The sequence below is a fragment of the Natronomonas marina genome (assembly GCF_024298905.1).
Classification (GTDB): Archaea; Halobacteriota; Halobacteria; order Halobacteriales; family Haloarculaceae; genus Natronomonas; species Natronomonas marina.
The window spans coordinates 2,460,667-2,483,587 of the sequence record NZ_CP101154.1 but is presented as its reverse complement, the minus strand read 5'-3'; the positions used below and the strand labels follow the sequence as shown (position 1 = coordinate 2,483,587).

Genomic DNA, 22,921 nt, shown 5'->3' with positions numbered 1-22,921 from the left:
GCGGGGGTCTGGTCCCGTCCCGGTACAAAAACCGTGGGGTCAGGCGGCGGCGTCGCGGGCCTTCTCGGCCTCGATCTGGACGGTGTAGGCGCGGTCGTCGTCGTACTCGGCGGCGGCTTCGAGCGCGCGCTCGGTGCCGATCTGGACGAGCGCCCAGGCGGCGGCCGCCCGGACGTCCGTCTCCTCCTCGCCGTCGCCGAGGGTGTCGGCCAGCGGCTCGATGGCGCGCGTGTCACCGATGAGACCGAGCGCGCGGGCGGCCTGCGAGCGGACGACCGATTCGTCGTCGGCCAGGGCGTCGGCGACGGCCTGGGTGGCCTCCCGGCTCCCGATCTCGCCCAGCGCCCGCAGCGTCACCTTCTGCAGCGGCGGGTTGTCGCTGTCGACGAACTCCACGAGCGTGTCGACGGCCCGCTCGTCGCCGATCTTGCCCAGCACCTCGATCTCCGGGCGGCCGCGCTTCTGGGCGGCCTCGTGCATCGGCTCGAAGGCCTCCTCGGGGGCCATCCGCCGGAGGGCGTCGATGCAGTTCTCCTGCATGAAGTCCGATTCGAGCTTCTCCAGCGCCATGAGAACCCGCTCGGGGTCGTTCTCGGCCTCGGCGATGCGGACGACGTTGAGTTCCGGCGGGAAGTCCTTCCGGTTCTCGCCGGTCACCCGGTCGTAGAAGCCCCGTGCGCGAAGCTGTTCGACGACGGTCAGGTCGGCCCACTCCTCGGCGTCCTCGATGGCCTCTTCGAGCGTCTCGGCGGCCTCGAGCAGTGCCGCGATGGTCTTCTCGTCGTCGTCGGCGTCGAGACCGGCCTCGACCGTCGCCTCGCCGACCGTCTCCAGCACCGCCGCGTGATCGTCGAGGTCGTCGCCCGACGCGGGGAACTCGTCGTCGAGTTCCTCCTCGGCGGCGTCGAGGAACGTCGAGACGGCGGCCCGGACGTCGGGTTCGCCGTCCTCCGTCCAGCGGGTGTCCCGGACGGTCGCCGCGGCCTCATCGAGGATGGCCTGGACGTCCTCGGCGTACGGCCCGCGGGCCGCCTCGAGTTCCTCCCGGAGGTCGTCGATGCGTGTCTGTAGCTCCTCGGCGGGGTCCTCGGCTTCTTCGTCCTCGTTCTCGTCGGGCGCCTCGAGGTCGGCGTCCTCCAGATCGGATGCGATGGCGTCCAGGCTGGCCTCGACGTCGTCGAGGTCGGCCTCGGTCTCGGCGTTCTCCAGGGCCGCCTCGGCGTCGTCGAGTCGCTCGCCGAGCGACTCGGCTGTCACCGCCGTCGCGGGCACCTCGGATGCGTCCTCGGCGTCCGTCCCGTCCGCCGACTCCTCGGGCGCGTCCGCGCTCTCGTCGTCCCCGTTGCTCATACACGGGTATCCGGCAGAACGGGGCAAGAGCGTTTCCCTTCACCTCGGCCGCGGCGCCGGACGCTGCCGTCCCCGGAGTTCCGGGAGTTTGTGTGTGTCTCACACGACCGCTCAACGGTTAACCGTGGCTTCGCCCTATTCAAGACGTATGCGAACGGCAACTCGTCGACGGCTCCTCGCTGCGACCGGGGGCGGGCTGGCGGCGCTGGCGGGGTGCAGTCGACGCCGCGGTCCGTCGGGATCGCTCGACGGGTCCGAAGGCGGCGACGGCGGGGGCGACAGCGGCGGCGGTGAAAACGGCAGCGACGGTGCACGCCCGCCGACGGCCGACGAACGGCTCCCGCTGTCGATGTCGCCGTCGGCGTTGCGCGAAGCGGCCCGGTCCGGCGGCCCGCCGAAGGACGGTATCCCGTCGATAGACCACCCGTCGTTCGTCGATCCGAGCGACGCCGGATTCCTGAACGGCGGCGACCCGGTCTTCGGCGTCGTCCGCGACGGCGTCTCGAAGACCTATCCCCAGAAGATACTGGTCCAACACGAGATCGTAAACGACGTGCTCGCCGGCGACCCCGTCGCCGTCACGTACTGCCCGCTCACCGGCACGGTACAGGGATTCGAGCGCGGCGGCACCACCTTCGGCGTCTCCGGCCGACTCATCAACAACAACCTCGTCATGTACGACCGGGAGACGGAGACGTGGTGGCCACAGATTCTCGCCACGTCCATTCCCGGGCCGTGGAACGAGGACCCCGAAATCGCGTCGCTTCGGGAGTTCCGGCTCGTCTGGACGACCTGGGAACGGTGGCGGGGCCACCGCCCCGACACGCGGGTCCTGTCGACGGACACCGGCCACGCGAAGAACTACGGACGGGACCCCTACGGTTCGTACAATCCCCAGGGCGGCTACTACGGGAACGATTCGCTGCTGTTCCCGGCGCTGTCGAACGACGACACCTTCGGGCGGAAGCGCGTCGTGATGGGCGCCAGGACCCCGGCGGGGGCGGCGGCCTTCCTGAAGGATGCCCTCCGCGAACGGGAGGTGATTTCGGGTCGCATCGGCGACACTCCGGTCGTGGCGGCCTACGACGACCGCCTGGATACGGCCTACGCCTACCTGAACCCCGAGGAGGCGACCGTGGAGTCGACCGACGGGACCGCCGTCCGGGTGGACGGCGAGCGTCACACGCCGGCGGACCTGCCGCTGGAGGAGGTCCACACGTTCGACGCGATGTGGTTCGCCTGGGCGGGCTACTACCCGGACACGAACGTCTATGAGTGAGCCACGACCGCTGGGACGGTTCCGGACGGCGCTCGGACGGACCCGAACGGCGTCGGCGCTGGTGTTCCGCCGGTGGGACGGTCGCGCCGTCTTCGGTACCGTGACCGCCGTCTATCTGGTGGCGTACCTGTGGGCGGTCGGCCACCTCGCGGGCGGTCTCGGCGGCTTCGGCGTGACCGTCGTCGCCGACCCGCTCGGGACGTTCTTCCGGCCGGAACTCGGTCCGTTCACGTTCACTCCCGTCGCCCGCGTCGACGTCGGCCCGGTCACGTACCTGCTCTCGTTCAACACGGTACTCGGCCTGGCGCTTGCGGCCCTCGTGGGGCTGAACCTCGCGCTGTCGTACCTGGCCTGGCGACAGCCGAAGGCCTGTGGCATCGGCGAACGGTCGACGGGGCTGCTCGCGTCGATCCCGGCGCTTCTGTCCGGGACGGCCTGCTGTGGCCCGGTCGTGCTCCTCGTCGTCGGCGTGCAGGCCTCGGGCGTCCTGCTGACGGCGTTTCAGTTCCTGCTGCCCGCCGCGGCGGTACTGTTGGTCGGGAGCCTCGTACTGGTCGGCCGGCAGGTGAATCCTGCGGCCGTCCGGCGTTCGCCGGAGGCGGGGCAGCCCTCCCGCCAGTAGCCGGCGTCAGGCGTCCCGCCAGTAAACGAACGGCGCCAGCACGAGGTACGCGACGGCGAAGAGGAGCAACGACCGAGGAAACACCCGGCTGACGGCGGTCGGAAACAGCACCGTGAGCGCCTGTAACCCGCCCAGTACCAGGGCGTCTCTCGCGTACAGTTCGGGATACGTGACCGGCGCGACCATCAGGTAGACGAAGACGGCGGTGACGCCGAGCAGGACGAGCGGGTCGGTGAGGCCGGCCAGGTACGCCACCGCGAGGATGGTGGCCGCCAGCGTCGTCTGGACGCCCTCCGTCTCGGCGCCGTCGCGGTCCTCGAGCATGTAGAATCCGAGGCGGACGACCGCCATCGCCACGAACAGCGCCGGAATCCCGAAGAGGGCGACCGTCTCGACGGTCGAGTCGCCCAGGCCGCCGCGGGCGACGCCGTAGACGAACACGGCGGGCGCGACGCCGAAGGAGGCGACGTCGGCCAGCGAGTCGAGGTGGTCGCCGACGGGGGTGCCGCCGCGGGTCCGGGCGATGACCCCGTCGAGACCGTCGGCGATGGCCGCGAGGAGGACGAGGCGGGCGGCCAGCGCCGGGTCGGAGACGGCGACGGCGGCGGCGACGAACCCGACGGCCGCGTTGGCGACAGTCACGGCGTCGGCCAGCCCCAACTGTCCCAGGAAACGCGGCTGCATGGCTCTGTTTCGTCGGTCGGCAACGCCCGCCTTAGTAGGTTCGCTTCCGTCCGCAACCGGGTTGCATATTGGCGAGCAGGTCCCAGCGCCTACATGGACCGACGCGCGTATCTCGCGACCGCGGGCGCGGCGCTTCTGCCCCCGGTCGCCGGCTGTCTCGCCGGCGGGCTCTCGGAGTCGGAGTACGACGTGGGGATGACGGCGAACGCGTTCGTGCCCGACCGCCTCGAGATCGGGGTCGGCGACACCGTCGTCTGGGGCAACAACGGTTCGCGGAGCCACACCGTCACCGCCTACGACGGCGGCCTCCCCGACGGCGCCGACTTCTTCGCCTCCGGCGGCTTCGAGAACACCGAGTCCGCCCGCGACGCCTGGAACTCCGGCGGTGGCGGGGACATCGTCCCTGGCGAGACGTACGAACACACGTTCGAGACTCCCGGCGAGCACAACTACTTCTGTATCCCCCACGAGCGCGACGGGATGGTCGGTGTCGTCGTCGTCACGGAGTAGCCGGACGGTGGTGACGGGCCCCTCGCGGGCCGACAGGCGACGGCGCCGCCGCTGGCCGGCGCGATAAAACGAAAAGCGGTCCGGTTCAGGCCTCGTCTTCGACGTCGACGTCCTCCTCGTCGACGTCGACCGTGGCCTCTTCCTCGGCGGCGACTTCCTCGGGGTGGGCCTGCAGTCGCGTCTTCTGGACCTCGACGCGCCGCAGCGGGTAGATGGTCTTGGCCTCGTTGTAGATGGCCGACGAGAGCCGCCCCTCGACGATGCTGTCGATGAGGCCCTCGAAGGTGCGCTCGGCGGCCGCCTCCTCGACGAGGTCGACCATCGTCTCGCGGATGGCCTGCTCTTGGCTCCGGTCGGCGTTCTTCGTGGTGTAGGCGACCGGCTGGACCTGCAGGCGGTAGTCGTCCGTCGAAAGCACCGTGACGAAGGCGTCGACCTTCGAGGTGCCGCGGCGGGTGAGGCTCCGCAGGTAGTCACGGGTGAGTTCGTGCTGGACGAACTCGGTGTAGGCGGCGTCGCTGCCGACGTCCGTGATCTGGAATGTCAGTTTCGTGTTGTTCTCGCTGGGGTCGTCGTCGAGTTCGCCCAGCGTCGTCTCTATCGTCCGGTCGTAGACCTGCTCGGGTTCGTCCGCAGGCGTCTCACCGAGTTCGACCCGGTCGAAGATCTCCGGGGCCATCACGGTGTACCATCGCTTCTCCTGTTTCTGCTTGGATACTGAACGTTCGCTCATGATTGTGTCGTTGTGTCGGTTAGTCGCTGTGCAACCGTGAGGTTACTCACGTAGTCGTCGACGGTCGTCCGGAGACCGCCGGCCGAGTCGCGCTCGATTGTCGTCACGACGGCGTCGTCCTCGACTCGGGTGGCCATCTCCGGCGTGTTGTCCGGCCGGAGCGCGGCCGCGACGACTTCGGGCCGGTCGTGGGTCGTCCGGATGGTCGCGGTCCGCTTCATTGTGCCTCCCTGAACGCGACGAGGTAGTCGTCGGCCGTGCCGTCGAAGGTCGCCGTCCCGCGGCCGTCGCGGGCGACCGCTCGCCCGTCGAGGGCCGCGGCCGCCTCGCCGAGCGGGGCCTCGATGGCCGTCCCGTTTCCGGCGACGACGGCGGCCTCGCCGTCCGTGACGGCGAGTGCGACCGGCTCCGGCGAGCGGTACTGCGAGCAGAGCCGCGCGACGGTTCCGAGCGGGGCCTTGCCGCCGACGCGGGCGACGAACAGCCCGTCGTAGCGGCCGGTGTCGGCCGCCCGGAGCGCGGCGTGGGCACGCCGGCCGTGCTCGCGCCACGTCTCGAGTGCGGTCGGTTCGACGTCCCGGCCGAGCGCCAGCGCGATGCCGACGCCGGGCCGGTCGCGGGCGACTGCGCCGAGGACGTCGGCGTAACCGCCGAGCGTCTCGAAGCGGTCGCACTCGTGGGGACGCAGCGCCCGCTGGACCGATTCGGCGGCGCGCGGGACGGCGTCCTCGACGGCCGCCAGCGCGACGAGGGAGGCCAGTTCGCGGCCGTCCTCGTCGTCCAGTCCGTCGAGCATCCCCGCTGCGGTCTCCTCGTCGCCGGAGAAGCCGGCGTGGACGAGCGTCGACCCCGCGAGACCGGTGGCCCGGTCCTCGGTCGGGAGTGCGACGCCCGGCCGTCGGTCGAGGTTCGCCGCCTCCAGCAGCCGACCCGAGGGCTCGGCGCCGGCACAGAACGCGCCGGCCAGCGCGAGCGTCGGGTCGACGGCGTCGGCGGCGAGTTCGCGGGCGACGTCGGCGGCGGCGACCGAGAGCGGCGTCTCCCGGAGTGCGGCGTCGGCGCCGCCCGACTCGTGGCCGACGGCGACCGTGCAGTCGGCGTCGGTCGCCGGCGGCTCGGGGACGGCCGCGAGGCTGGTCTGGTACGGCGTGTCCGTCGCCTCGAGCGCGCGGGCCAGCAGGCCCGTCGCGGTCACGGCGTCGCCGTCGGCCGTCCCGACGAGGCGCACGAACCCGGCCTCTCGCATGGCCGCGGCTGTGCGGCCGGGGGCGTCCTCGTTCGGTCGGCCGGCGGCGGACATCGGTTACGCTACTCCAGCAGTTCCTTCGCCTCGTCGTACTCGTAGGTGAACGCCTCGTCGAGTTCGTCGCCGCGGTAGTAGTCCACGAGGCGGCGAATCTTCGACTCGGTGTTCTGCAGGGCGCGCTTGTTCTGGGCGTCGCCCGGGTTCTCGGCCATGTGGTCCCGGAGGCGAACGGCCCGCTCCATCAGGTTCCGGAGGTCCTCCGGCAGGTCGGGCTCGGCGTCGTTCTCCTCGAGGATCTCGGTGACCTTCTTGCCCGTGGCGAGCTTGACGTCCGGGACCGGCGTGCCCTGGACGCCCTCGTCGCGCAGCTTCAGCCCGATCTGGCTGGGGTCGTGGCCGGCCTCGGCCAGTTCGACGACGCGCTCCTCGATTGCATCTTCGTCTACGTCGCTCCACTCCGGCGGCTCGTCTGCCGTGGGGCGGTCCGAACCGGACGACCCGCGACGGCGTGAGTGCATTCGTGCCATTGTCTGTATTGGAACTGCACGGACCGCTGTAGTCGGCGCGGCTGCCCGCGGCCGGCACCGTCGCCGGCGGTGGCGTGACGCCAGCACTACCGCAATCCCGAGCCGACCAATCGGCCGGCGAGTCAGATTTGCGGTCGTGCGGTTCCCGGTCGGAAGTGGTGGCTTCGCGCACAAAACGGTTTCTACTCGCCAGTGCCGCCGGGTCGAGGTACGGAGTGTCTCAGTCCGCCCGCTCGCCGGCGAGTCCTCCGGTCTCGGCCTCGACGGGCACCGTCGAGACGAGGAGGGCCGCCGCGACCAGCAGGAACCCGACGCCGAGCGCGCCGACGGTCACGACCGGGGCGGTGGCGTCCGCGAGCAGCCCCGCTAGCGGTTTCAGCGGCGCGCGGACGAACGCGTAGACCATCGACGCGGCGCTCAGCACCGTCGCCCGCCCCGCCTCGTCCGTCCGGTCGTTGAGGTACTGGCCGACGAGCGGCCGCGAGAGGTCGTTGGCCCCCTTCATGACGAAGAACACGGGGACGGCGGCGAGTGGAACGGCCAGCGGGGCGACGAACAGCGCCGCCGTGAGCACCGGGAGGACCAGGAGCGCCCGTCGGAGGCCGAGCCACGCCCGGACCGTCTCGGCGTGGTAACTGGCGACGGCGGCGACGAGAGCGAACCCGGCGTACATCACGCCGAGCGTGACCGGCGGCGGGACCGCCGTCCCCCTCGTCGCGCTCGCCAGCGCCGACGGGGGCGAGACGGACCCCAGCACCTCGACCGTTATCGGCTGGACGTACGTGTCCGCGACGGAGACGATGGCGAAGAACAGCGCGACGTACGGGAGGAAGACCCGCAGGGAGGCGTCGGCGAGTTGCGAGCGGACGACGCCGACCGCCTCGCGGAATCCGACGACGTCGTCCTCTACGGCCGCGTTCCGCGGCATCGTGAGGACGACCCCGGCGCCGACGGCGTTGAGAACCGCCGAGGCGACGAAGGGGTACGTCGGGTGGGCGACGTACAGGAGGCCGCCGGCGACCATCGTGCCGACGGAGACGAGTTGGTGGACGGCGCCGCCGCGGCCCCGAATCCGGGTGAACGCCTCGGCGTCGGTCCGCTCCCGGAGCGTGGCGTAGAGCCACGCGTCGGCGGTGCCGTGCTGCAGCGCCATCGAGAGCGCCCAGAGGACGTAGAGACCGACGAACGCCGCGAACGTCCCCGCGACGACGAACCCGGCCGTCGACAGCGCCATGGCGACCATCCCAAGCGAGAGGACGTTCCGGCGGCCGAATCGGTCGGCGAGGTGGCCCGTCGGCACCTCGAAGACGACCACGAGAACCGCAGAAATCGCACTCAGCGTGCCTATCTGCGTGTAACTGAGGTCGTTCCACAGCAAAAACAGCGTGAAGACCGGCCAGATGAAACCGACGGAGTCGGCCGCCTGGTACAGGTAGTACTTCGCCACCGCCGGGGATGGTCCGTCCATCGTCTCTATCACGAAACACTCGCCCGAGGCCCTAATACGCTCGCTAACGCGAGTTTTAGTAACTCCACTGATGGCGGAACTGGTTTTCCGGTCGACGCCCACGTCCGGGTATGGCACCGGACGGCGAGAGCGGCGACGGTGACGGGACGGGCGACGTGCCGGACGACGGCGAGCCGGCGGGACTCTCGGCGGCGGAGGCGTTCGCACTGGTCGGCCACGAGCACCGCGTCGCAATCCTCCGGGCGCTTTTGGCCGAGAGCCGGGCGGGAGAGTCGCCGACGACCTTCTCGGCGCTCCGAAAGCGGGCCGGCATCGACGTCAGCGCGCAGTTCAGCTACCACCTCGAGGAGCTGACCGGCCAGTTCGTCCGCCGGACCGACGACGGGTACGAACTCCGGTACGCCGGCTGGGAGGTCGCCACCGCCATCCTGGCGGGGACGTACAACGAGCGGGCGGCCTTCGGGCCGACGGGAATCGCGGGCCGCTGCCCGCGGTGCGGCGAGGCGGAACTGGCGGCCGCCTACCGCGAGGAGTGGTTCAGCGTCCGGTGTGAGGCCTGCGAGCGCCGGCACGCCCGGTACCCGCTGCCGCCGGGCGCCATCGAACCGCGGTCGCTGCCGGCAGTGCTGTCGGCGTTCGACCGCTACGTCCGGACGCAACTCGACCTGGCCCGCGAGAACGTCTGCCCGGGCTGTTTCGGCGTGATGGACGTCCGGACCCACGACGGGGACGGCGAGTCGCCGTTCCCCGCCGACCGGGTCGCCGTCTACGACTGCCGGCGGTGCGGCAACCGCCTGTACCCGCCGCTGGGACTGTTCGTCCTGGGGACCGACCCCGTTCGGCGGTTCCTCCGGGACCGCGGCGCCGACCCCGCCGAGACGCCCTTCTGGGAGTTCGCCTTCTGCGTGGGCGACGAGGCCGTCACGGTCGAGGGGGACGACCCCTGGAGAGCGACGATCGGCGTCCGGGCGGGCGAGGACCGCCTCGTGGTCACCGTCGACGACGATCTGCGGGTCGTCTCCACTGTCGTCGAGTGACCGGCCGACCGCGGTCGGTATGACGGAACGCCTAAGCGCCGCCGGCCAGAAGCCGCGCCTGTGAACGTCGCGGCCGAACGCATCGAGCGACTGGCGGACCTCGCACGGGCGGCGGCCCGTGAGGGCGACGACGACCTCGCCCGGCGGTACGTCCGCCGGGCCCGCCGGGTCGCGGAGCGGAACCGCCTCCCGTTGCCGACCCGGTTCAAGCGGTTCACCTGCGACGCGTGTGACGCGTACCTCGTCGTCGGCCGCAACGCCCGCGTCCGCACGAAGTCAGGCCACGTCGTCGTCACCTGCGACTGCGGCCACCAGGCGCGGTACCCCTACTGACCGGCACCTATTGTGCTACTCTTTTAACGCCCGCCCCCAAACGGGTGGCCATGCCGGAACGGACGCTACGAGAGCGGGCCCACGACGTCGAGGTGACGGTGTGGGTCGGGAAGGCGGGCATCGACGCCGTCGTCGAGGAGCTGTCGGACCAGCTCGACGACCGCGAACTGGTGAAGGCGAAGTTCCTCCGGGCGGCCCGGGGCGGGACGACGACCGAGGAACTGGCCGACGAACTCGCTGGCCGGGTCGGCGCCGACGTCGTCGAGACGCGCGGCCACACTGCGGTGTTCAACCGATGATCCCGCTGCAGGCCACCAACTTCGTGGGCGAGTTCCTCAACGAGACGTTCGGGATTCCGGTCGCCTACGCCGACCCCATCGGCTACGCCGCGCTCGGCATCGTGGTGTTCGTCGCGGTCTACGTCGTCGGTCGGGCGGTCGTCGTCCCCCTGGCCGACCGGGCGATGAACCGCCGGGGTCTCGACGCCCACGCGAAAAAGCCCCTGCGGAAGGTCGTGATGATAGCCGTCGTCTTCGTCGCCTTCGCCGCCGGGTTCGCGGCCGCCGGCCGGGGCAGCATCCTCACCGCGCTGGCGACCATCGCCGCCGCGGCGACGCTGGCCATCGGGTTCGCGCTGCAGGACGTCCTGCAGAACTTCGTCGCCGGCGTGTTCATCTTCGCCGAGAAGCCGTTCCGCATCGGCGACTGGATCCAGTGGGACGACGAGGAGGGCGTCGTCGAGGACATCAGCCTCCGAGTCACCCGCGTGCGCTCGTTCGACAACGAACTGATGACGGTGCCGAACTCCCAGTTGACCGACGGCGTGCTGACCAACCCCGTCGACGCCGACAAACTCCGCCTGAAGTTCGTCTTCGGCATCGGCTACGACGACGACATCGAGAAGGCCACCGACATCATCATCGAGGAGGCAGCAGCCCACGAGGAAATCATGGACGACCCCGCACCCTCGGTCCGGCTGACGGAACTGGGCGACTCCTCGGTCGGCCTGCAGTCCCGCATCTGGATCGCCGACCCCTCCAGGGCCGACTTCGTGAAGACCCGCGGCGAGTACGTCACCGCGGTCAAGGAACGGTTCGACGAGGCGGGCATCGACATCCCCTACCCGCACCGCGCGCTCACCGGCGGCCTGGAGTTCGCCGAGGGGCCCGTCGCCACGGCCGAGTGAGGCTCCTGTCGACCGGGGGCGACCGACGACTACCGAGACGAAAAGCCCATAAGGGGCAGTCGTCAAGGTTGGAGTGGACTAGGTCGGGCGGTTAGGCCCCGCTCGATACCCGTGAGATAGTCTTCAGCGGGGGCCGAATCCGGGGTTCGTCTGGCCCGACCAGTACGGGCCCCGCAAGCCAACGTCGAAGCCTCGTCCTGCGAGGGCAGCGGTCCCCGTCCCGGCGTCTGCAGGGACGCCCGGTCGGGGTTAACCGCGGGTAATCCGTCAGGCACGGAAGTGAGCAGCGGGCCCGCGGACAGCTGTCGCCCGCAGGGTCGCGGGGTGGAGGAGGCAAGCGGGACTCCCCGTGGTGGAACGGCCAGGCAACCCCCGGCGTCCACTCATTCATCCCGAACTTTTTGAACGGGGAGCCTGACGGCTCCCCGGCAAAAACTTCGATGAAAAATAGCCCCTCGCTCCCGTCGCGCGCCTGCGGCGCGCGGTGGTCGCTCGTCACTACCGGACGCTCACTTCGTTCGCGTCCGGAGAACCGATCGTTCGCGCTCTCCGAGCGCTCACTCGTGGATGCAATACACCGCCAGTACGACGACCACTCGGATGCACGACCGCCGCGCTCGATGGCGTTCCTCAGCATACGCCGAGCGGGATCGTTCGAGCGAGCGGCGTTCTCCGGTGATGCGGAAGGACGCCAGCGATGTCTTTCGAATCACGAGACGGTCTCACCCGCAGGCGGAGCTCGCGGAACCGAGGCCGGACCAGAGAGGGCTGCCGTGTCGTTTTCCTCGAAGTGGCTCGGGAGGTGCCATCGCCGCCGCTCGCCGTCCCGCGAATCGCCGCAGGTGATTCGCGTTGGTTTTTGTCGGGGCCGAAGGCTTCCGTGCAAAAAATCGCTCAGAACAGCCGCAGCGTCTTCGCGTACCACGCGCCGGCGGCGGGGACGAGCGCCGCCGTCGCCGCCAGCACCCAGCGGTGGTACTCGAGCACGGTTCCGGTCGTGAGTGGGCCGACCAGCGGTTCGTCCGTCGTCAACTGCAGCGGCACCTCCGCCGGCACCGTCACCGCCCACACCGCCGCGACGACGAAGGCCGCGAGTCCCAGACCGACGCCGATTCCGGCTGCGGTTTCGGGTTCGGTTCGCTCCTCCCGGCCGGCCGCGAAGACGACGACAGCGACCAGCGCGAGCAGGCCGCCGACCCACGGCGACAGGAGGCCCGAACCATAGTAGTTGCCGACGGCAGTTCCGTCGACGACCGCGTAGGGAACGAGAAGCAGCCCAACTACCGAAAGCGAGGCGACGATGCCGAGCGTCGGGGCGAGTCGGCGACTCTCCATATCCGGGGCTCCGTCCGGGGGCGTCTTAACGGGGGCGGATTCGCCCGGCAGCCACCGCAAGGCACACGACCCCCGGTACCGAAGCCGTCGGTATGCCACTGGGAGGCGCGACGAAGAAGATACAGAAGATCCTCGATACGGCCGAGGAACTCTACAACCGGATCGTCGAGCTCCGCGAACAGGTGATGGAGGTCCGCGAGACGGTCCAGGACACCAACGCCCGGGTTGCGACCCTCGAGAACAAACTCGACCAGCAGGGAGCCATCCTCGAGGCGCTCGCGGAACACGAGGGCATCGACGTCGACGAACTCGTGACCGAGGTCGCCATCGAGGAGGCCGAACCCGAAGACGGAGAGGGCAACGCCGCGAGCCACGACGGATCGGCCGACGGCGACGGCTCTATCCCCGACGCCGAAACCGGCGACGGCTCCGCGGGCTGACTACATCAACCGCTGGTACTCGACCTTCAGACAGCGGTCCTCGACGTACCGCTTGCCTGCGGCCTCGACGCGCTCGCCGGCCTCGGGGTCTCGGACGCCGAGCTGGGTCCAGACAACGTCGATGTCCTCGCGGTCGAGCGCCTCGTCGACGATTCCCGCTACCTCCTCGCTGGGCCGAAAGACGTCTACGATGTCGATCTCCTCGTCGACCTCGGCCAGCGAATCGTACGGCTCCATCCCGAATATCTCGTCGGCGTAGGGGTTGACCGGGACGATCTCGTAGCCCCGCTCGCGCATGAAATTCGGGATGTCGTGGGCGGCCTTCCCCGGCGTCGCCGAGCAGCCGACGACGGCAATGGTGTCTAGCTGGAGTATCTCGCGGAGTTCGTCGTCGTTTTCGACCGGCATACCCCGGACTACGCTGCGCCGGATGAAAAGTCCCCCGCGGACCGGCGCTCGCTACGCGACGACGGCCGCACGGCCGGCGACGAACGCGACCGCGGCGGCGAACATCGCGACCTTGAGCCACCGCTGGCCGGTCGCCGGTGCCTCGAAGGAGCGGTACGTCCCCGCGAGCATGCCGGCCAGCGCCGGCGCCAGCACCACCAGATACGGCAGACCGAAGGTCCCCCGGACGTACGGAATCGGGCTCGCAACGACGGCAGCGACGACGAACGCCGCCGCGATGCCGAGCGCCCGTCGGCGACCGACGACGATGGGGAGCGTCCGGAGTCCCTCCTCACGGTCGCCGGCGACGTCCTCGACGTCCTTGACGATCTCGCGGGCCATCGTCGCGCTCGCGGCCAGCGCGAACAGCGCCACGACCGGCGTCAGGTCACCCTCGACGGCCGCACCGCCGAAGAGGAACGTACTGCCGGTCAGGTATGCGACCAGGGCGTTCCCGACACCCGGCAGCCCCTTGAACACCTCCGTGTAGGCGACCAGCGCGACGAGGTTGACGAACGCGATGGCGATGGACAGAAGCGGGAGCAACAGCGTCAACCCGACGGCGCCGACGAAAAGCAGGACGCTGAAGGCCAGTGCCGCCCGCGCCGACACCGCACCGCGCGGAATCGGCCGCTCGGGCTGGTTGATGGCGTCGATTTCCCGGTCGAAGTAGTCGTTGATGGCGTTGCCACCGCCGGTTGCGAGCACGGTCGCCACGACGGCGATGGCCGCCGGCAGCGGGGCCGACAGCCCACGGGCGACGAACGCCCCGACGAACGTCAGCCCACCCGCCGCGACGGCGTTACCCGGCCGGGTCAACTCGACGAACCCGCGTGCCCGCTCCATACCGCCGGGTCCTCCGCCCGCCGCTTGAAGCCTCCGGAACCTGCCCGAATGGACAGCGTTAAAAGCGCCACTCCAGTTAGATACGGCCGAGGGCGCTTAGCTCAGTCTGGACAGAGTGCTTGGCTTCGGACCAAGTTGCCGCGGGTTCAAATCCTGCAGCGCCCATTCTCTTGCAATTAACTCGGAATCCACAGTACGGCGTGGGGATTCCGGGGTTGCCTTTTCCGTGCAAAGGGGTCTCGGTGTCGAGAGTCCATTCCGGCACGTGTTACGACCCTTCGCCATCACGCGGTATTGACTGCCATCCGAGCGGAGATACATAAAGTTCGGCCGGCGAGAAGCATCATTGACCCTCCCCTCCCCGGCGACCGTCCCACCTCCCCTCCCACCGAACAGGCACGATGCGCGGATCACCCTCCCCGGATGTGGGGGTGGTTCGGGGCGCGTCCCACGCCTCCCATCGCGGGACGCACTTCCCTCTGGGGAGAGGTTCGGTCTTGAATGCCGGCGCGGCTGGCTGCTCGGTGAACCCCTCGGGCGAGTGTCACTTTTCCGAGACGAGCGGTTAGCGTCGCGCGTGCAGTTCGACAGGCGAATCAACCGAATTGGAACTCTGATGATCGCGATGCTGCTCGTCCTCTCGCCGCTCACCGGCGTCATCGGCGGCGGGTTCGTCGGGACGGTGAGTGCCGAGGAACTCGGCTCCAGTGACCTTGACTGGGAACACAACCTCCACAGTGACAACGTGTACGACGTTGAGTACGTGGAACAGGAGGGGGTAGTGTTCTCGGCTGGGGCTGACGGTGTAAGAGCGTACGATTACGAGACTGGAAACGAGATTTGGTCGGATACATCTGCGGGCTATCGTACGGTGACGTACGAGAATGGGACGGTGTACGCCGGAGATTCTTCATCGACGGTGTACGCGTTCAACCCGTCTGATGGGACGCAACAGTGGTCGCATCAGCACAGCGATGCTGCCACGAGCAACCAAGTCTGGGGTGTCACCGAGGTTGACGGTATCGTCTATTACATCACGACTGAATCCGGGGCGAATAACGTCGTCGCGTACAACCCATCCACCGGATCCGAGGAGTGGGTGACGGGTGTGAGCGGGATGCCGCTCGGAATGGCTGTTGACGAGTCTAACGGGACGATCTACATCGGTGTCACTGACAGTAACCGCGTATCTGAGGTATCTATGTCGGATGGGGCTGCGTCGACGCTCTACACTGTCCCATCGGGATACCCCGGACACGTTGAGTACCACAATGGGGTGGTGTACTCCAGCACGTATGACGGATATGCGACCTCCTATGACGTCTCTGCAGGAGAGAAGAAGTGGGAACTCGACAAGACAAGCAGTACTGTCGAGCTGTACGGTCTCGCCTACTCGGAGGCGCGTAATGCACTGTACACGGGTACTGGCAGTGGTGAGGCCCTCGTCCTCGACCCTGCTGACGGTTCAACGATACACTCCCACTCGCTTCACACCGATGGGGTCTTCGGAGTGGAGGCGAGTGGCAACGGTGACATCATTACCGGATCGTTCGACACGAGCGTGAAGGCGGTCTCTGTCCCCACTTCGTCGTACACGTTCTCGGGCACGGTGACGAACGCCCAAACAGACACGACTATCTCAGGCGCTGACGTGACCCTCGTGGACGCGTCCAGCGGCGAAGTCGTGTCCACAGTGACGACCGCATCCTCGGGGCAGTACTCGTTCGACGTCACCGAGAAGGGCGACTACACCGTGCGCGTCGAAGCGGGCGGGTACGAGTCCGACGAGCAGACGGTGACGGTGGACTCCGCGACGACGCACGACGTGAGCCTCGCCGTCAAGGCCGTCAGCGGATCCGTGACCGCCGGCGGTTCGGGCGTCGGTGACGCGACGGTGGAACTCCAGAGCGACGGTACGGTGATCGACTCTGCGACGACCGCCAGCGACGGGTCGTACACGCTCCAGCCGGACACGGCGGGCACGTACACCGTGTCGGTGTCGGCGAGCGGGTACGACGACGACTCGGCCACAGTCGACACCACGTCGCAGACAACGCTCAACTTCGGCTTGAACGCCACCACGCACGCCTTCTCGGGCACGGTAATCGACGCGCGTAGCAGTGAAGCGGTGGAGAACGCGACGGTGGAACTCCAGAGCGACGGTACGGTGATCGACTCTGCGACGACCGCCAGCGACGGCCAGTACGACCTCGGCAATCACGAAGAGGGTTCCTACACCCTTCGTGTCGAGGGTGACGGGTACGTCGGCGACACCTACGACGTGACGGTCGCTGGCCCGCTCGACAAGCCGATCGCGCTCCATCCGTCGAACACGTGGACGTACGACCTCTCGGGCAACGGCGACTCGATGTGGGCTGTCTATGAAGCGTCCGGCACGGTCGACGTGACCGTCGAGGCGTACGACGAGGACGCGGGCGAGTGGGTCGTCGTCCACGAGCAGACGTACACGACGAACGGCACGAGTACCGAGCAGGACGTGCTGGAGATCAACGCCACCGAGGACGGCTACACCGAGTACCGCGTGACGATGCAGGGCGAGGTGAAGCCGAGTGCGGTCGGCGTCACGTCCGTCACGCCCATCTTCGGTGTCGCCGAGACCATCAGCGAGGTCAGCGGGCTGTCGAGCGGGATCGTGGTTGGCGCGCTGGTCACTGGCATCGTCTGGATGGTCTTGCGCGCCCGGGAATAGTCGCGCGCGGCCACCCCTCTAGCGAGTATCACTTATCTGATTTGACTGGTTAGCCTCTCGCGTGCAGTTCGGAAAGCACATCAAGCCGTTCGCCGCTCTGATGATGGTTCTGATGCTCGGCGTCGGCGGTATCACTGGTATCGCCGCCGCGACGAGTGACGCTACAGGTACAGTAACCGACTCCAACGGTAACGCGGTCGCTGACGCGACTGTGGAGGCCGTGAACAGTAGTGGTACGGTCGTCGCGTCCGCGACGACCTCCTCTGACGGGAGCTACTCTCTGACCGGTCTCTCGGACTCGACGGACTACACCCTGCAGGTGTCCGCGACCGGCTACACGGACGCCAGCAAGTCCTTCTCGACCGGTTCTGGCACGTCTGAAACGGTCGATGTCACCCTGACCCCGCAGACCTACACGGTCGACGGGACGGTGACTGACAGCGATGGCAACCCCGTCGAGAACATCACCGTGACCGTCACCGACGCTGACGGTGTGGAGATCGGTACGGCCACGACCGACTCGAAGGGTCAGTACAGCATCGCCGGCGTCCCGCACGGGACGAACTACACCGTTGAAGCCTCTGCTGACGGGCTCGACACGGCGAGTAAGACCGTCGACGTGACCAGCGCGTCCACCGTCGACTTCTCGCTCTCGCTGTCCGACAGCGGTGGTGGCGTGATCGGCATCGGCGGTTCCGGGGGCGGGAGTTCCGCACTTCTCGCCGTCGGCGTCGCGGCTGGCGCGTACCTCCTGCTCCGCGACTAGTTCTCTAACCGTTCTTCGACGGTTCCATTCTTTCGATGACCCCTACCCATCGGGGCGTGTAACTTTTCCTACGTGACAACCAACTGTCACTCGTAGGTATGTCAGTGCTAGACCTACCCGAATCGGTTTCGATCAACGACGCGGTGGGCTTCCCGCTTGCCGCGATCGGCGCAGTAGTCGCCACCGACATTGGTATCGGTGGCCTGTACGGTTTCGACTTCAGCTCGGCAATCTCCCCGGAGTTCGGGGTCTCGATTGCCGCCGTGATGTACGTGATCTCTTTCGTGATCGCGTGGATCACCAACGATCGCTCGCTTGACGACTTCTCGACGGGCGGTGACGACACGGATCCCGAGCGACTGCTCGTCCTCGGCGCTCCTGTGCTGATGATCGTTCACGAGCTCGTACCCGCGCTCAGCGACCTCGTGACCAGTAACACGTACGTGGCGACCGGTGTCGCGCTGGTCTTCATCGGCGCGTACGGCCTCGTCGCGCACTACTGAGCAGTTCGCTTTCACCCATCTTTCAGAACAATGTCTGAACACAACCCCGATGAGTTCGACGACCACGACGGTACTCCCGACGACTACGACGAGGCACAGCTCTACGAAACGACCGGCCCTACCACCAGCCGCCGCGGCTTCTTGAAGGCCGCTGGGGCCGCTGCCGGGGCTGCCGCAACGGGATCCTACTACGGATCTCCCGTACAACAGGCCGAGGCCATCGGCTTCACCACACCCGATGACATCCGCAACTCGGCTGCGGCTAATGCCATAGGCGCGGTTATGGGCAAGGTTTCCGAATACGGCGGCTTCGACCTCGCGTTCTGGACGGACGACGCGAGCAAGGTTGAGGAGCAAACAGCCGACCTCGTCCACCAGAACGCGTACCGGAGCGTCGTCAACGCCGTCGATATGCAGAGAATCTTCATCGACACCCTCCGCGACGAGACCGGTGTCAGTGCCGACCGGCCGAAGGCCGGCGGACTCGGCGCCATCGCGTGGTCGAAGATCCGTGCCGAAACGTTCCGGGGTCGGAAGGATGGTAAGACGGTCGCAGAGACGACTTCGAACGTTCAGAGCGAACTTAACGAGTACATCTCGACCGTCCTCAAGGACTTCTACGCGCGGTGGAACGAGTTCGCATCGCAGATCGAACAGAATCGCTATATGGTGTGGCGTGCCGCTGCCAGTAACGACTCGCTCTCGGAGACAGACATCTGGAGCGCAAATCCGAGCGATTCAGCGTATAATCCCGCGTGGGATGGTAATAGCACGTACTCATTTGGCGCTCCGGGAAGCGAACCGCCGGCGTTCAGCGACACTCGCTCGCTCTACAGCGAGGAACTCCCTAATGGGGATACTGTAGACATCCGGGTGATGCACTCGGCGTTCGCAACCGATAGTAACGCCTATTCACCGTACGTCTACTGGCCGGGAGCCCCGGCGCACTTCGACGACGCATCGAATCCCATCGGCGGTCTGAAACGGTTTGGCCCGCAAGTGACGAATAGCGACTTCAACAGTTCGAATTTCAATCTCTGGAGTTCCGAAGATTCGATTGTAGTCGCGCCGTCCAGCGATGGAGAGAATGTCACGCTGTACGACCAGTCCACGTGGAATGACATCCGGAGTGCCATCCTCGACTTCTACACCCGTGTCTCCGGTGAGATTCAGTCGTACGTCCAGACGGTGTTCGACAACTACACCGCAGATAACGTCGGTGAGATCCTCACCGGTCAGGACATCCGCCGCGAGTTCGCCGACGACGAGATGGGCGCGGCGGTCGCCGAGTACATCGCGATGGGGTACGCCGGCGACGACGTCGACCTCGGCACGACCGTGCGCGTCTCGGCGGACACGTCGAACACCGAGGACGGTGTGACCGAGGAAGTCGAAGGTGTGATGCTGATGGACATCCCCGAGGACACGCTTGCCACGTGGGAGTTCAGCATCAAATCCAGCACACTGACGATCAACGACGCCAGCCTCCGCGACGAGTACCGATCCGAGGGTGACGACCGGACGTACACCGTGGTCTACGACGACGGTTCCGGTGGCGAGGCGACGGAGCAAGTGACGGCTGGCTCCGACTTCGCCGAGGGAGACTCGGTGGAGCTGTCGAACGCTACCCAGTCCACGCTGATCCGCGTCGAACGCGACACGGAGAACTGGGACGGTGACATCGCCACCGCAATCTCCGAGGGTACGACCATCTCCGCCAGCGACTACCGGAACGCGCGGATGGTCTACACCGACGAGAACGACAGGGTTCAGCGCATCGAACTCGGTGGCGACATCGATCTCCTCGAAGTCGTCGAGGAGAACCGCTCCGAGGTGGTCTACACCGCGTGGGTCAACGTCACGTCGGATCCCACCATCTCCAAGCAGGAGATGAACAAACTCCTCGACGCCCAGCAGGAGATTATTGAAGAACTCTCGGAGGAGAACAACAGTGGCGGCATCGCCGGGTTCTTCGACGGTACTGGCAGCATCCCGCTTTGGGCTCCCGGGGGAATCATCGCCGCGGCCATCGCGTACGCGTTGACCGACGACGACTGACGCCCTGACCCCTTCTCGCGTGGGGATTATCCTTCTTGACAACTTTGCGATAAGTAGATGCTGCCGCTACTGCTCGGGCCGATTCTCGGCCTCGTGCGAACAGCCATCGACCTCGTGCTGGACTTTGCCGCTCCGCTGGCCGTGCTCGCCAGTGCCGTGTACATCGCCGACCGACTCGGCGTCATCGACGTGACCGCACTGCTGACTGACCTGCTGCCGTCCCCGACTGACCTGATCCCTCTCGTGGGGGTGGTACTATGACCCGGATGCGGGCCGGGGTCGCGGCCCTCGTCGTCGCGGTGGGCGTGGCCCTGCTCGCCGGCGTCGCGCCGGCCGTCGCGCAAGAGGCGGATCCGGGCAACGAGACGGCGACCGAGGACGGTGACGCGTCCACCGAGACGGGAGAAGACGACCCCGTTCTGGAACTCCAACAGTCAGATGACGCGCACATCGACACCATCGAACGGTACGACGGGTACGCGATAGTCACAATCGACGCGAGCGAACCCGTCACCGTCTCGTACCCGACGCAGACGCGGGACGAGATCGAGGCCAACTCGGCACGCGAGATTATCGCGCAGAAGGAGACGATTGCCGAGGGCGAGACGGAGATCCGCGTGGCTCTCACTGGAGGCAGCGTGTTCTTCGCTGTCGACGGAGCGACCGTTCAGGTCAGCGGCGACAAGTCCGTCGACACCGAGGTTGTGACCACGCTAAGCCCGACTCCTGCGCTCGTGACTGGAGCGGCAGCTGCCGCGCTTGCGATGGGTTACGTCGCGTACAGCAACCGCAAGGAAGAACTCGAGGAACCAATCCGCGCACACGAAGTGTGGGATCGACTATGACCAAGGACGAACAGAACGAGAACGACTCTCTGGAATCGCTGAAGCAACTAGTGCCGAACAACAGCGGCGTCGTCGCCCTGATCGTCGGCGGGCTGACCGCGGGCGTGATGAGCGGCCAGCTGGACGTCCCCGCGTGGCTCATCGACGTGGTTCGCGGCGCGGCGGTCGCCGGCATCATCGGATACATCGCTGGCGGCAAGCTCGCCGATCTGCTGTCCGAGCCGCCAAAGACCGTCGAAGTCGTCGAGGTGGACGCCGAACGCGACTACGCCCAGACGTGGTTCGTTCCACCCGAATGGTGGGAGGAACGCGTCGAGGAGGACGGTTCCCCGTGGTTCCGCGAGGGATCCGCGAACTGGGGCGTCCGTGAGATGGACTACGACACCGACGAGGAACACGTCGTCATCGAGGAGGGCGCGCTCGAAGCGGAACTCAACGACGACGAGCTGGCCACGTGGCGGTCGGCGGTCTACGAGTGTCGCGGCCGACTTCGGACGTGGGCTCATCGCGGACGCGTGTTGCGGCAACGGCTCAACGCGGTCGTGGAGGCCGTCGAGAGCCGGTACTGGGACACGATGGCCAACGACGAACTCGACCGCAAGGCCGCGCATCCGGACGTGGTTCACGACGAACTTGACCGGGAACTCGGCGACATTCGGGAGCAGACCCAGCCGATGAGCGACGACGACGTGCTGGAGCAGACCGTGAAGGAGATCGTCCGCGACCACGGCGACGTGGACGCCGAGGAGTTCGACCGGCTGGACGAACCGGACTTCGACCTCGACGAGCCTCAGCGCGGGCGTGATGGCGAATGACGGGGAGCAGCGACTACTCCGGATACAGCTTCTCGGAACTCCGGGAACAGCTGGAGAACGCCGAACTGCCCGCGCTGAGGGAGGCTGGACTGCTCGACGAGGACACGATCCGCCATCTTGAGTCGTTCCGGCAGCACTACGATCCCGAGAGTCGGCCGCACTACGAGACCGGCGAACCGGCGTGGTTCTACTACAACACGGAGTACTACGTTGAGGTGGTTCGCCGAGAGGTCGGTCGGAACCTCCGGCGTGCCGTCAAGAACGGCAACATCGCGGTTGTGGAACACGCAACCGGTCTCGCCGGCGGTGGTGGGAGTGCGATGGATTTCGTCGACTACGAGCATCTCGGCCAGCTCATCGAACGCCCCAGCCTCCTGCTCCTGCTGTTCGGCGACACGGGTTCGGGGAAGACGATGACCGGCGTTCGGCTCGCCGAGCTGTGGAAGCTCCGCGTCGGCGGCACGATTCTGACCAACGTCCGCTCCCTCGCGGAGGCGAACGACGGCGTGGAGTACGTCGAGGCGTACCCGGATCTGCTCCACTACTGCGTGGAGAACCCGCAGGAACGGAAGCTCCTCGTCGCCGACGAGCTGTCGAGCCTGATGTCGGGGTACGCGGCCGACCGCGCGAAGGTCGAGGAGCTGATGCGGCCCCTCGTGCGGAAGATGCGCAAGAAGCCGTTCCGCCTGTCGATCATCGGAATCGGCCACCGCCCCGGCGACATTCACCCGACGATGCGGAACGGCGAACTAGCGTATCCGTCCTTCAAGCGCGACAAGAAGACGATGGAGGTGTACGAGTCGCTCGCCAGCGACGAAACGGGAGAGGACGAGATCTGCACGGTGACGGGGATCGACCTCCCGGACTACACCGTGGACACGAACGACTCCGGGAACTGGGGCTGGGGCACGGACGACGAGGTTCTCGACGCCGCCCGCGAGCTTCGTGACGCCGGGTACGGCGATATGCTGGAGCTGATCCGCCAGTTGGAGGACGACGACGGTGGGGACGAGAACGAAGACGAGGAGGCCGAACTCCCGCGTCGGAAGTGCCGGGGTCACAACCGTCACGGTGATGGATGTGGCCAGCGCACGAGGCACGTCAGCGGGTACTGCGAGGCCCATCGTGAGGAGTGGGACGGTGACCCCGACCCACGACTCGACGACGACTGACGCCGTGTG

26 protein-coding genes, 1 tRNA gene and 1 other RNA gene are annotated in these 22,921 nt (G+C 67.5%); 18 read left to right on the top strand and 10 right to left on the bottom strand.

Translation table 11 applies throughout. From position 1 onward, the window contains the following. Positions 1-39: 39 nt before the first annotated feature. The gene (locus NLF94_RS13310; protein WP_254838108.1) at positions 40-1,350 is read right to left on the bottom strand and encodes a HEAT repeat domain-containing protein; all 1,311 of its coding nucleotides are present in this window, start codon (positions 1,348-1,350) and stop codon (positions 40-42) included. A 148-nt stretch (positions 1,351-1,498) separates the two neighbouring features. Here NLF94_RS13310 and NLF94_RS13305 point away from each other — a divergent pair, with 148 nt between their 5' ends. Then, positions 1,499-2,629: a DUF3179 domain-containing protein gene (locus NLF94_RS13305; RefSeq protein WP_254838107.1), complete on the top strand. Its 1,131-nt coding sequence runs from the start codon at positions 1,499-1,501 to the stop codon at positions 2,627-2,629. Beyond that, positions 2,622-3,251, top strand: a complete 630-nt coding sequence (locus tag NLF94_RS13300; protein ID WP_254838106.1) for a hypothetical protein — start codon at positions 2,622-2,624, stop codon at positions 3,249-3,251. Before NLF94_RS13305 ends, NLF94_RS13300 begins: the two co-directional genes overlap by 8 nt. Positions 3,252-3,257: 6 nt before the next feature. On the opposite strand, the gene NLF94_RS13295 is transcribed toward NLF94_RS13300, so the two are convergent. After that, positions 3,258-3,935 (bottom strand): protein sorting system archaetidylserine synthase, encoded by a 678-nt coding sequence (locus NLF94_RS13295; RefSeq protein WP_254838105.1) that lies wholly within the window; start codon positions 3,933-3,935, stop codon positions 3,258-3,260. Between the two features lie 93 nt (positions 3,936-4,028). Here NLF94_RS13295 and NLF94_RS13290 point away from each other — a divergent pair, with 93 nt between their 5' ends. Next, positions 4,029-4,445, top strand: coding sequence for a cupredoxin domain-containing protein (locus NLF94_RS13290; RefSeq protein ID WP_254838104.1), 417 nt, complete (start codon positions 4,029-4,031; stop codon positions 4,443-4,445). 85 nt (positions 4,446-4,530) lie between these two features. Here NLF94_RS13290 and NLF94_RS13285 read toward each other — a convergent pair whose 3' ends face one another. From NLF94_RS13285 to NLF94_RS13265, 5 genes are all read right to left on the bottom strand, one after another. Next, complete coding sequence (locus tag NLF94_RS13285; protein ID WP_254838103.1) at positions 4,531-5,178, bottom strand: 30S ribosomal protein S3ae; 648 nt, start codon at positions 5,176-5,178, stop codon at positions 4,531-4,533. Next, positions 5,175-5,399 carry a KEOPS complex subunit Pcc1 gene (locus NLF94_RS13280; RefSeq protein WP_254838102.1) on the bottom strand — a complete coding sequence of 75 codons (225 nt, stop codon included), beginning with the start codon at positions 5,397-5,399 and terminating at the stop codon, positions 5,175-5,177. The genes NLF94_RS13285 and NLF94_RS13280 overlap by 4 nt, the downstream gene beginning before the upstream one ends. Beyond that, a complete protein-coding gene (locus tag NLF94_RS13275; protein ID WP_254838101.1) occupies positions 5,396-6,478 on the bottom strand; it encodes a hypothetical protein in 1,083 nt (360 codons plus the stop codon). The genes NLF94_RS13280 and NLF94_RS13275 overlap by 4 nt, the downstream gene beginning before the upstream one ends. Before the next feature lie 8 nt (positions 6,479-6,486). Continuing rightward, the gene (locus NLF94_RS13270) at positions 6,487-6,951 is read right to left on the bottom strand and encodes a 30S ribosomal protein S15 (RefSeq protein WP_254838100.1); all 465 of its coding nucleotides are present in this window, start codon (positions 6,949-6,951) and stop codon (positions 6,487-6,489) included. 220 nt (positions 6,952-7,171) lie between these two features. Continuing rightward, positions 7,172-8,419 carry an MFS transporter gene (locus tag NLF94_RS13265; protein ID WP_254838099.1) on the bottom strand — a complete coding sequence of 416 codons (1,248 nt, stop codon included), beginning with the start codon at positions 8,417-8,419 and terminating at the stop codon, positions 7,172-7,174. A 110-nt stretch (positions 8,420-8,529) separates the two neighbouring features. Between NLF94_RS13265 and NLF94_RS13260 the strand changes: the two genes are divergently transcribed. The 5 genes from NLF94_RS13260 (at position 8,530) to ffs (ending at position 11,360) form a co-directional block, all read left to right on the top strand. Continuing rightward, a complete protein-coding gene (locus NLF94_RS13260; protein WP_254838098.1) occupies positions 8,530-9,456 on the top strand; it encodes a winged helix-turn-helix domain-containing protein in 927 nt (308 codons plus the stop codon). Between the two features lie 60 nt (positions 9,457-9,516). Further along, a complete protein-coding gene (locus NLF94_RS13255) occupies positions 9,517-9,789 on the top strand; it encodes a ribonuclease P protein component 4 (protein WP_254838097.1) in 273 nt (90 codons plus the stop codon). Positions 9,790-9,839: 50 nt separating this feature from the next. Then, positions 9,840-10,088 carry a YhbY family RNA-binding protein gene (locus NLF94_RS13250; RefSeq protein WP_254838096.1) on the top strand — a complete coding sequence of 83 codons (249 nt, stop codon included), beginning with the start codon at positions 9,840-9,842 and terminating at the stop codon, positions 10,086-10,088. Continuing rightward, positions 10,085-10,975, top strand: coding sequence for a mechanosensitive ion channel family protein (locus NLF94_RS13245; RefSeq protein WP_254838095.1), 891 nt, complete (start codon positions 10,085-10,087; stop codon positions 10,973-10,975). The genes NLF94_RS13250 and NLF94_RS13245 overlap by 4 nt, the downstream gene beginning before the upstream one ends. Positions 10,976-11,046: 71 nt before the next feature. Then, positions 11,047-11,360: signal recognition particle sRNA (gene ffs / locus NLF94_RS13240), an RNA gene on the top strand. Positions 11,361-11,869: 509 nt separating this feature from the next. On the opposite strand, the gene NLF94_RS13235 is transcribed toward ffs, so the two are convergent. Beyond that, positions 11,870-12,310: a DUF7548 family protein gene (locus tag NLF94_RS13235; protein WP_254838094.1), complete on the bottom strand. Its 441-nt coding sequence runs from the start codon at positions 12,308-12,310 to the stop codon at positions 11,870-11,872. Positions 12,311-12,402: 92 nt separating this feature from the next. Between NLF94_RS13235 and NLF94_RS13230 the strand changes: the two genes are divergently transcribed. Next, positions 12,403-12,750, top strand: a complete 348-nt coding sequence (locus NLF94_RS13230; RefSeq protein WP_254838093.1) for a DUF5798 family protein — start codon at positions 12,403-12,405, stop codon at positions 12,748-12,750. On the opposite strand, the gene NLF94_RS13225 is transcribed toward NLF94_RS13230, so the two are convergent. Further along, positions 12,751-13,158, bottom strand: coding sequence for a CoA-binding protein (locus NLF94_RS13225; protein WP_254838092.1), 408 nt, complete (start codon positions 13,156-13,158; stop codon positions 12,751-12,753). A 51-nt stretch (positions 13,159-13,209) separates the two neighbouring features. Continuing rightward, positions 13,210-14,043 (bottom strand): geranylgeranylglycerol-phosphate geranylgeranyltransferase, encoded by an 834-nt coding sequence (locus tag NLF94_RS13220; RefSeq protein ID WP_254838091.1) that lies wholly within the window; start codon positions 14,041-14,043, stop codon positions 13,210-13,212. Between the two features lie 90 nt (positions 14,044-14,133). Between NLF94_RS13220 and NLF94_RS13215 the strand changes: the two genes are divergently transcribed. The 9 genes from NLF94_RS13215 to NLF94_RS13175 all read left to right on the top strand — a co-directional run bounded on the left by NLF94_RS13215 (position 14,134) and on the right by NLF94_RS13175 (position 22,912). Further along, a tRNA-Arg gene (locus NLF94_RS13215) sits at positions 14,134-14,208 on the top strand. A 412-nt stretch (positions 14,209-14,620) separates the two neighbouring features. Next, positions 14,621-16,753 carry a carboxypeptidase regulatory-like domain-containing protein gene (locus NLF94_RS13210; RefSeq protein WP_254838090.1) on the top strand — a complete coding sequence of 711 codons (2,133 nt, stop codon included), beginning with the start codon at positions 14,621-14,623 and terminating at the stop codon, positions 16,751-16,753. A gap of 61 nt (positions 16,754-16,814) precedes the next feature. After that, positions 16,815-17,519: a carboxypeptidase-like regulatory domain-containing protein gene (locus NLF94_RS13205; protein WP_254838089.1), complete on the top strand. Its 705-nt coding sequence runs from the start codon at positions 16,815-16,817 to the stop codon at positions 17,517-17,519. 98 nt (positions 17,520-17,617) lie between these two features. After that, positions 17,618-18,022, top strand: coding sequence for a DUF8023 family protein (locus NLF94_RS13200; protein ID WP_254838088.1), 405 nt, complete (start codon positions 17,618-17,620; stop codon positions 18,020-18,022). A gap of 30 nt (positions 18,023-18,052) precedes the next feature. Next, complete coding sequence (locus NLF94_RS13195) at positions 18,053-20,080, top strand: Env/VP5 family phage fusion protein (protein ID WP_254838087.1); 2,028 nt, start codon at positions 18,053-18,055, stop codon at positions 20,078-20,080. Positions 20,081-20,137: 57 nt separating this feature from the next. Then, positions 20,138-20,341: a hypothetical protein gene (locus tag NLF94_RS13190; protein ID WP_153552823.1), complete on the top strand. Its 204-nt coding sequence runs from the start codon at positions 20,138-20,140 to the stop codon at positions 20,339-20,341. Beyond that, the gene (locus tag NLF94_RS13185) at positions 20,338-20,925 is read left to right on the top strand and encodes a DUF8063 family protein (RefSeq protein ID WP_254838086.1); all 588 of its coding nucleotides are present in this window, start codon (positions 20,338-20,340) and stop codon (positions 20,923-20,925) included. The genes NLF94_RS13190 and NLF94_RS13185 overlap by 4 nt, the downstream gene beginning before the upstream one ends. Continuing rightward, positions 20,922-21,740, top strand: coding sequence for a DUF8125 domain-containing protein (locus NLF94_RS13180; protein ID WP_254838085.1), 819 nt, complete (start codon positions 20,922-20,924; stop codon positions 21,738-21,740). Before NLF94_RS13185 ends, NLF94_RS13180 begins: the two co-directional genes overlap by 4 nt. Further along, the gene (locus NLF94_RS13175) at positions 21,737-22,912 is read left to right on the top strand and encodes an ATP-binding protein (RefSeq protein ID WP_254838084.1); all 1,176 of its coding nucleotides are present in this window, start codon (positions 21,737-21,739) and stop codon (positions 22,910-22,912) included. The genes NLF94_RS13180 and NLF94_RS13175 overlap by 4 nt, the downstream gene beginning before the upstream one ends. The last annotated feature ends 9 nt before the right edge of the window (positions 22,913-22,921 follow it).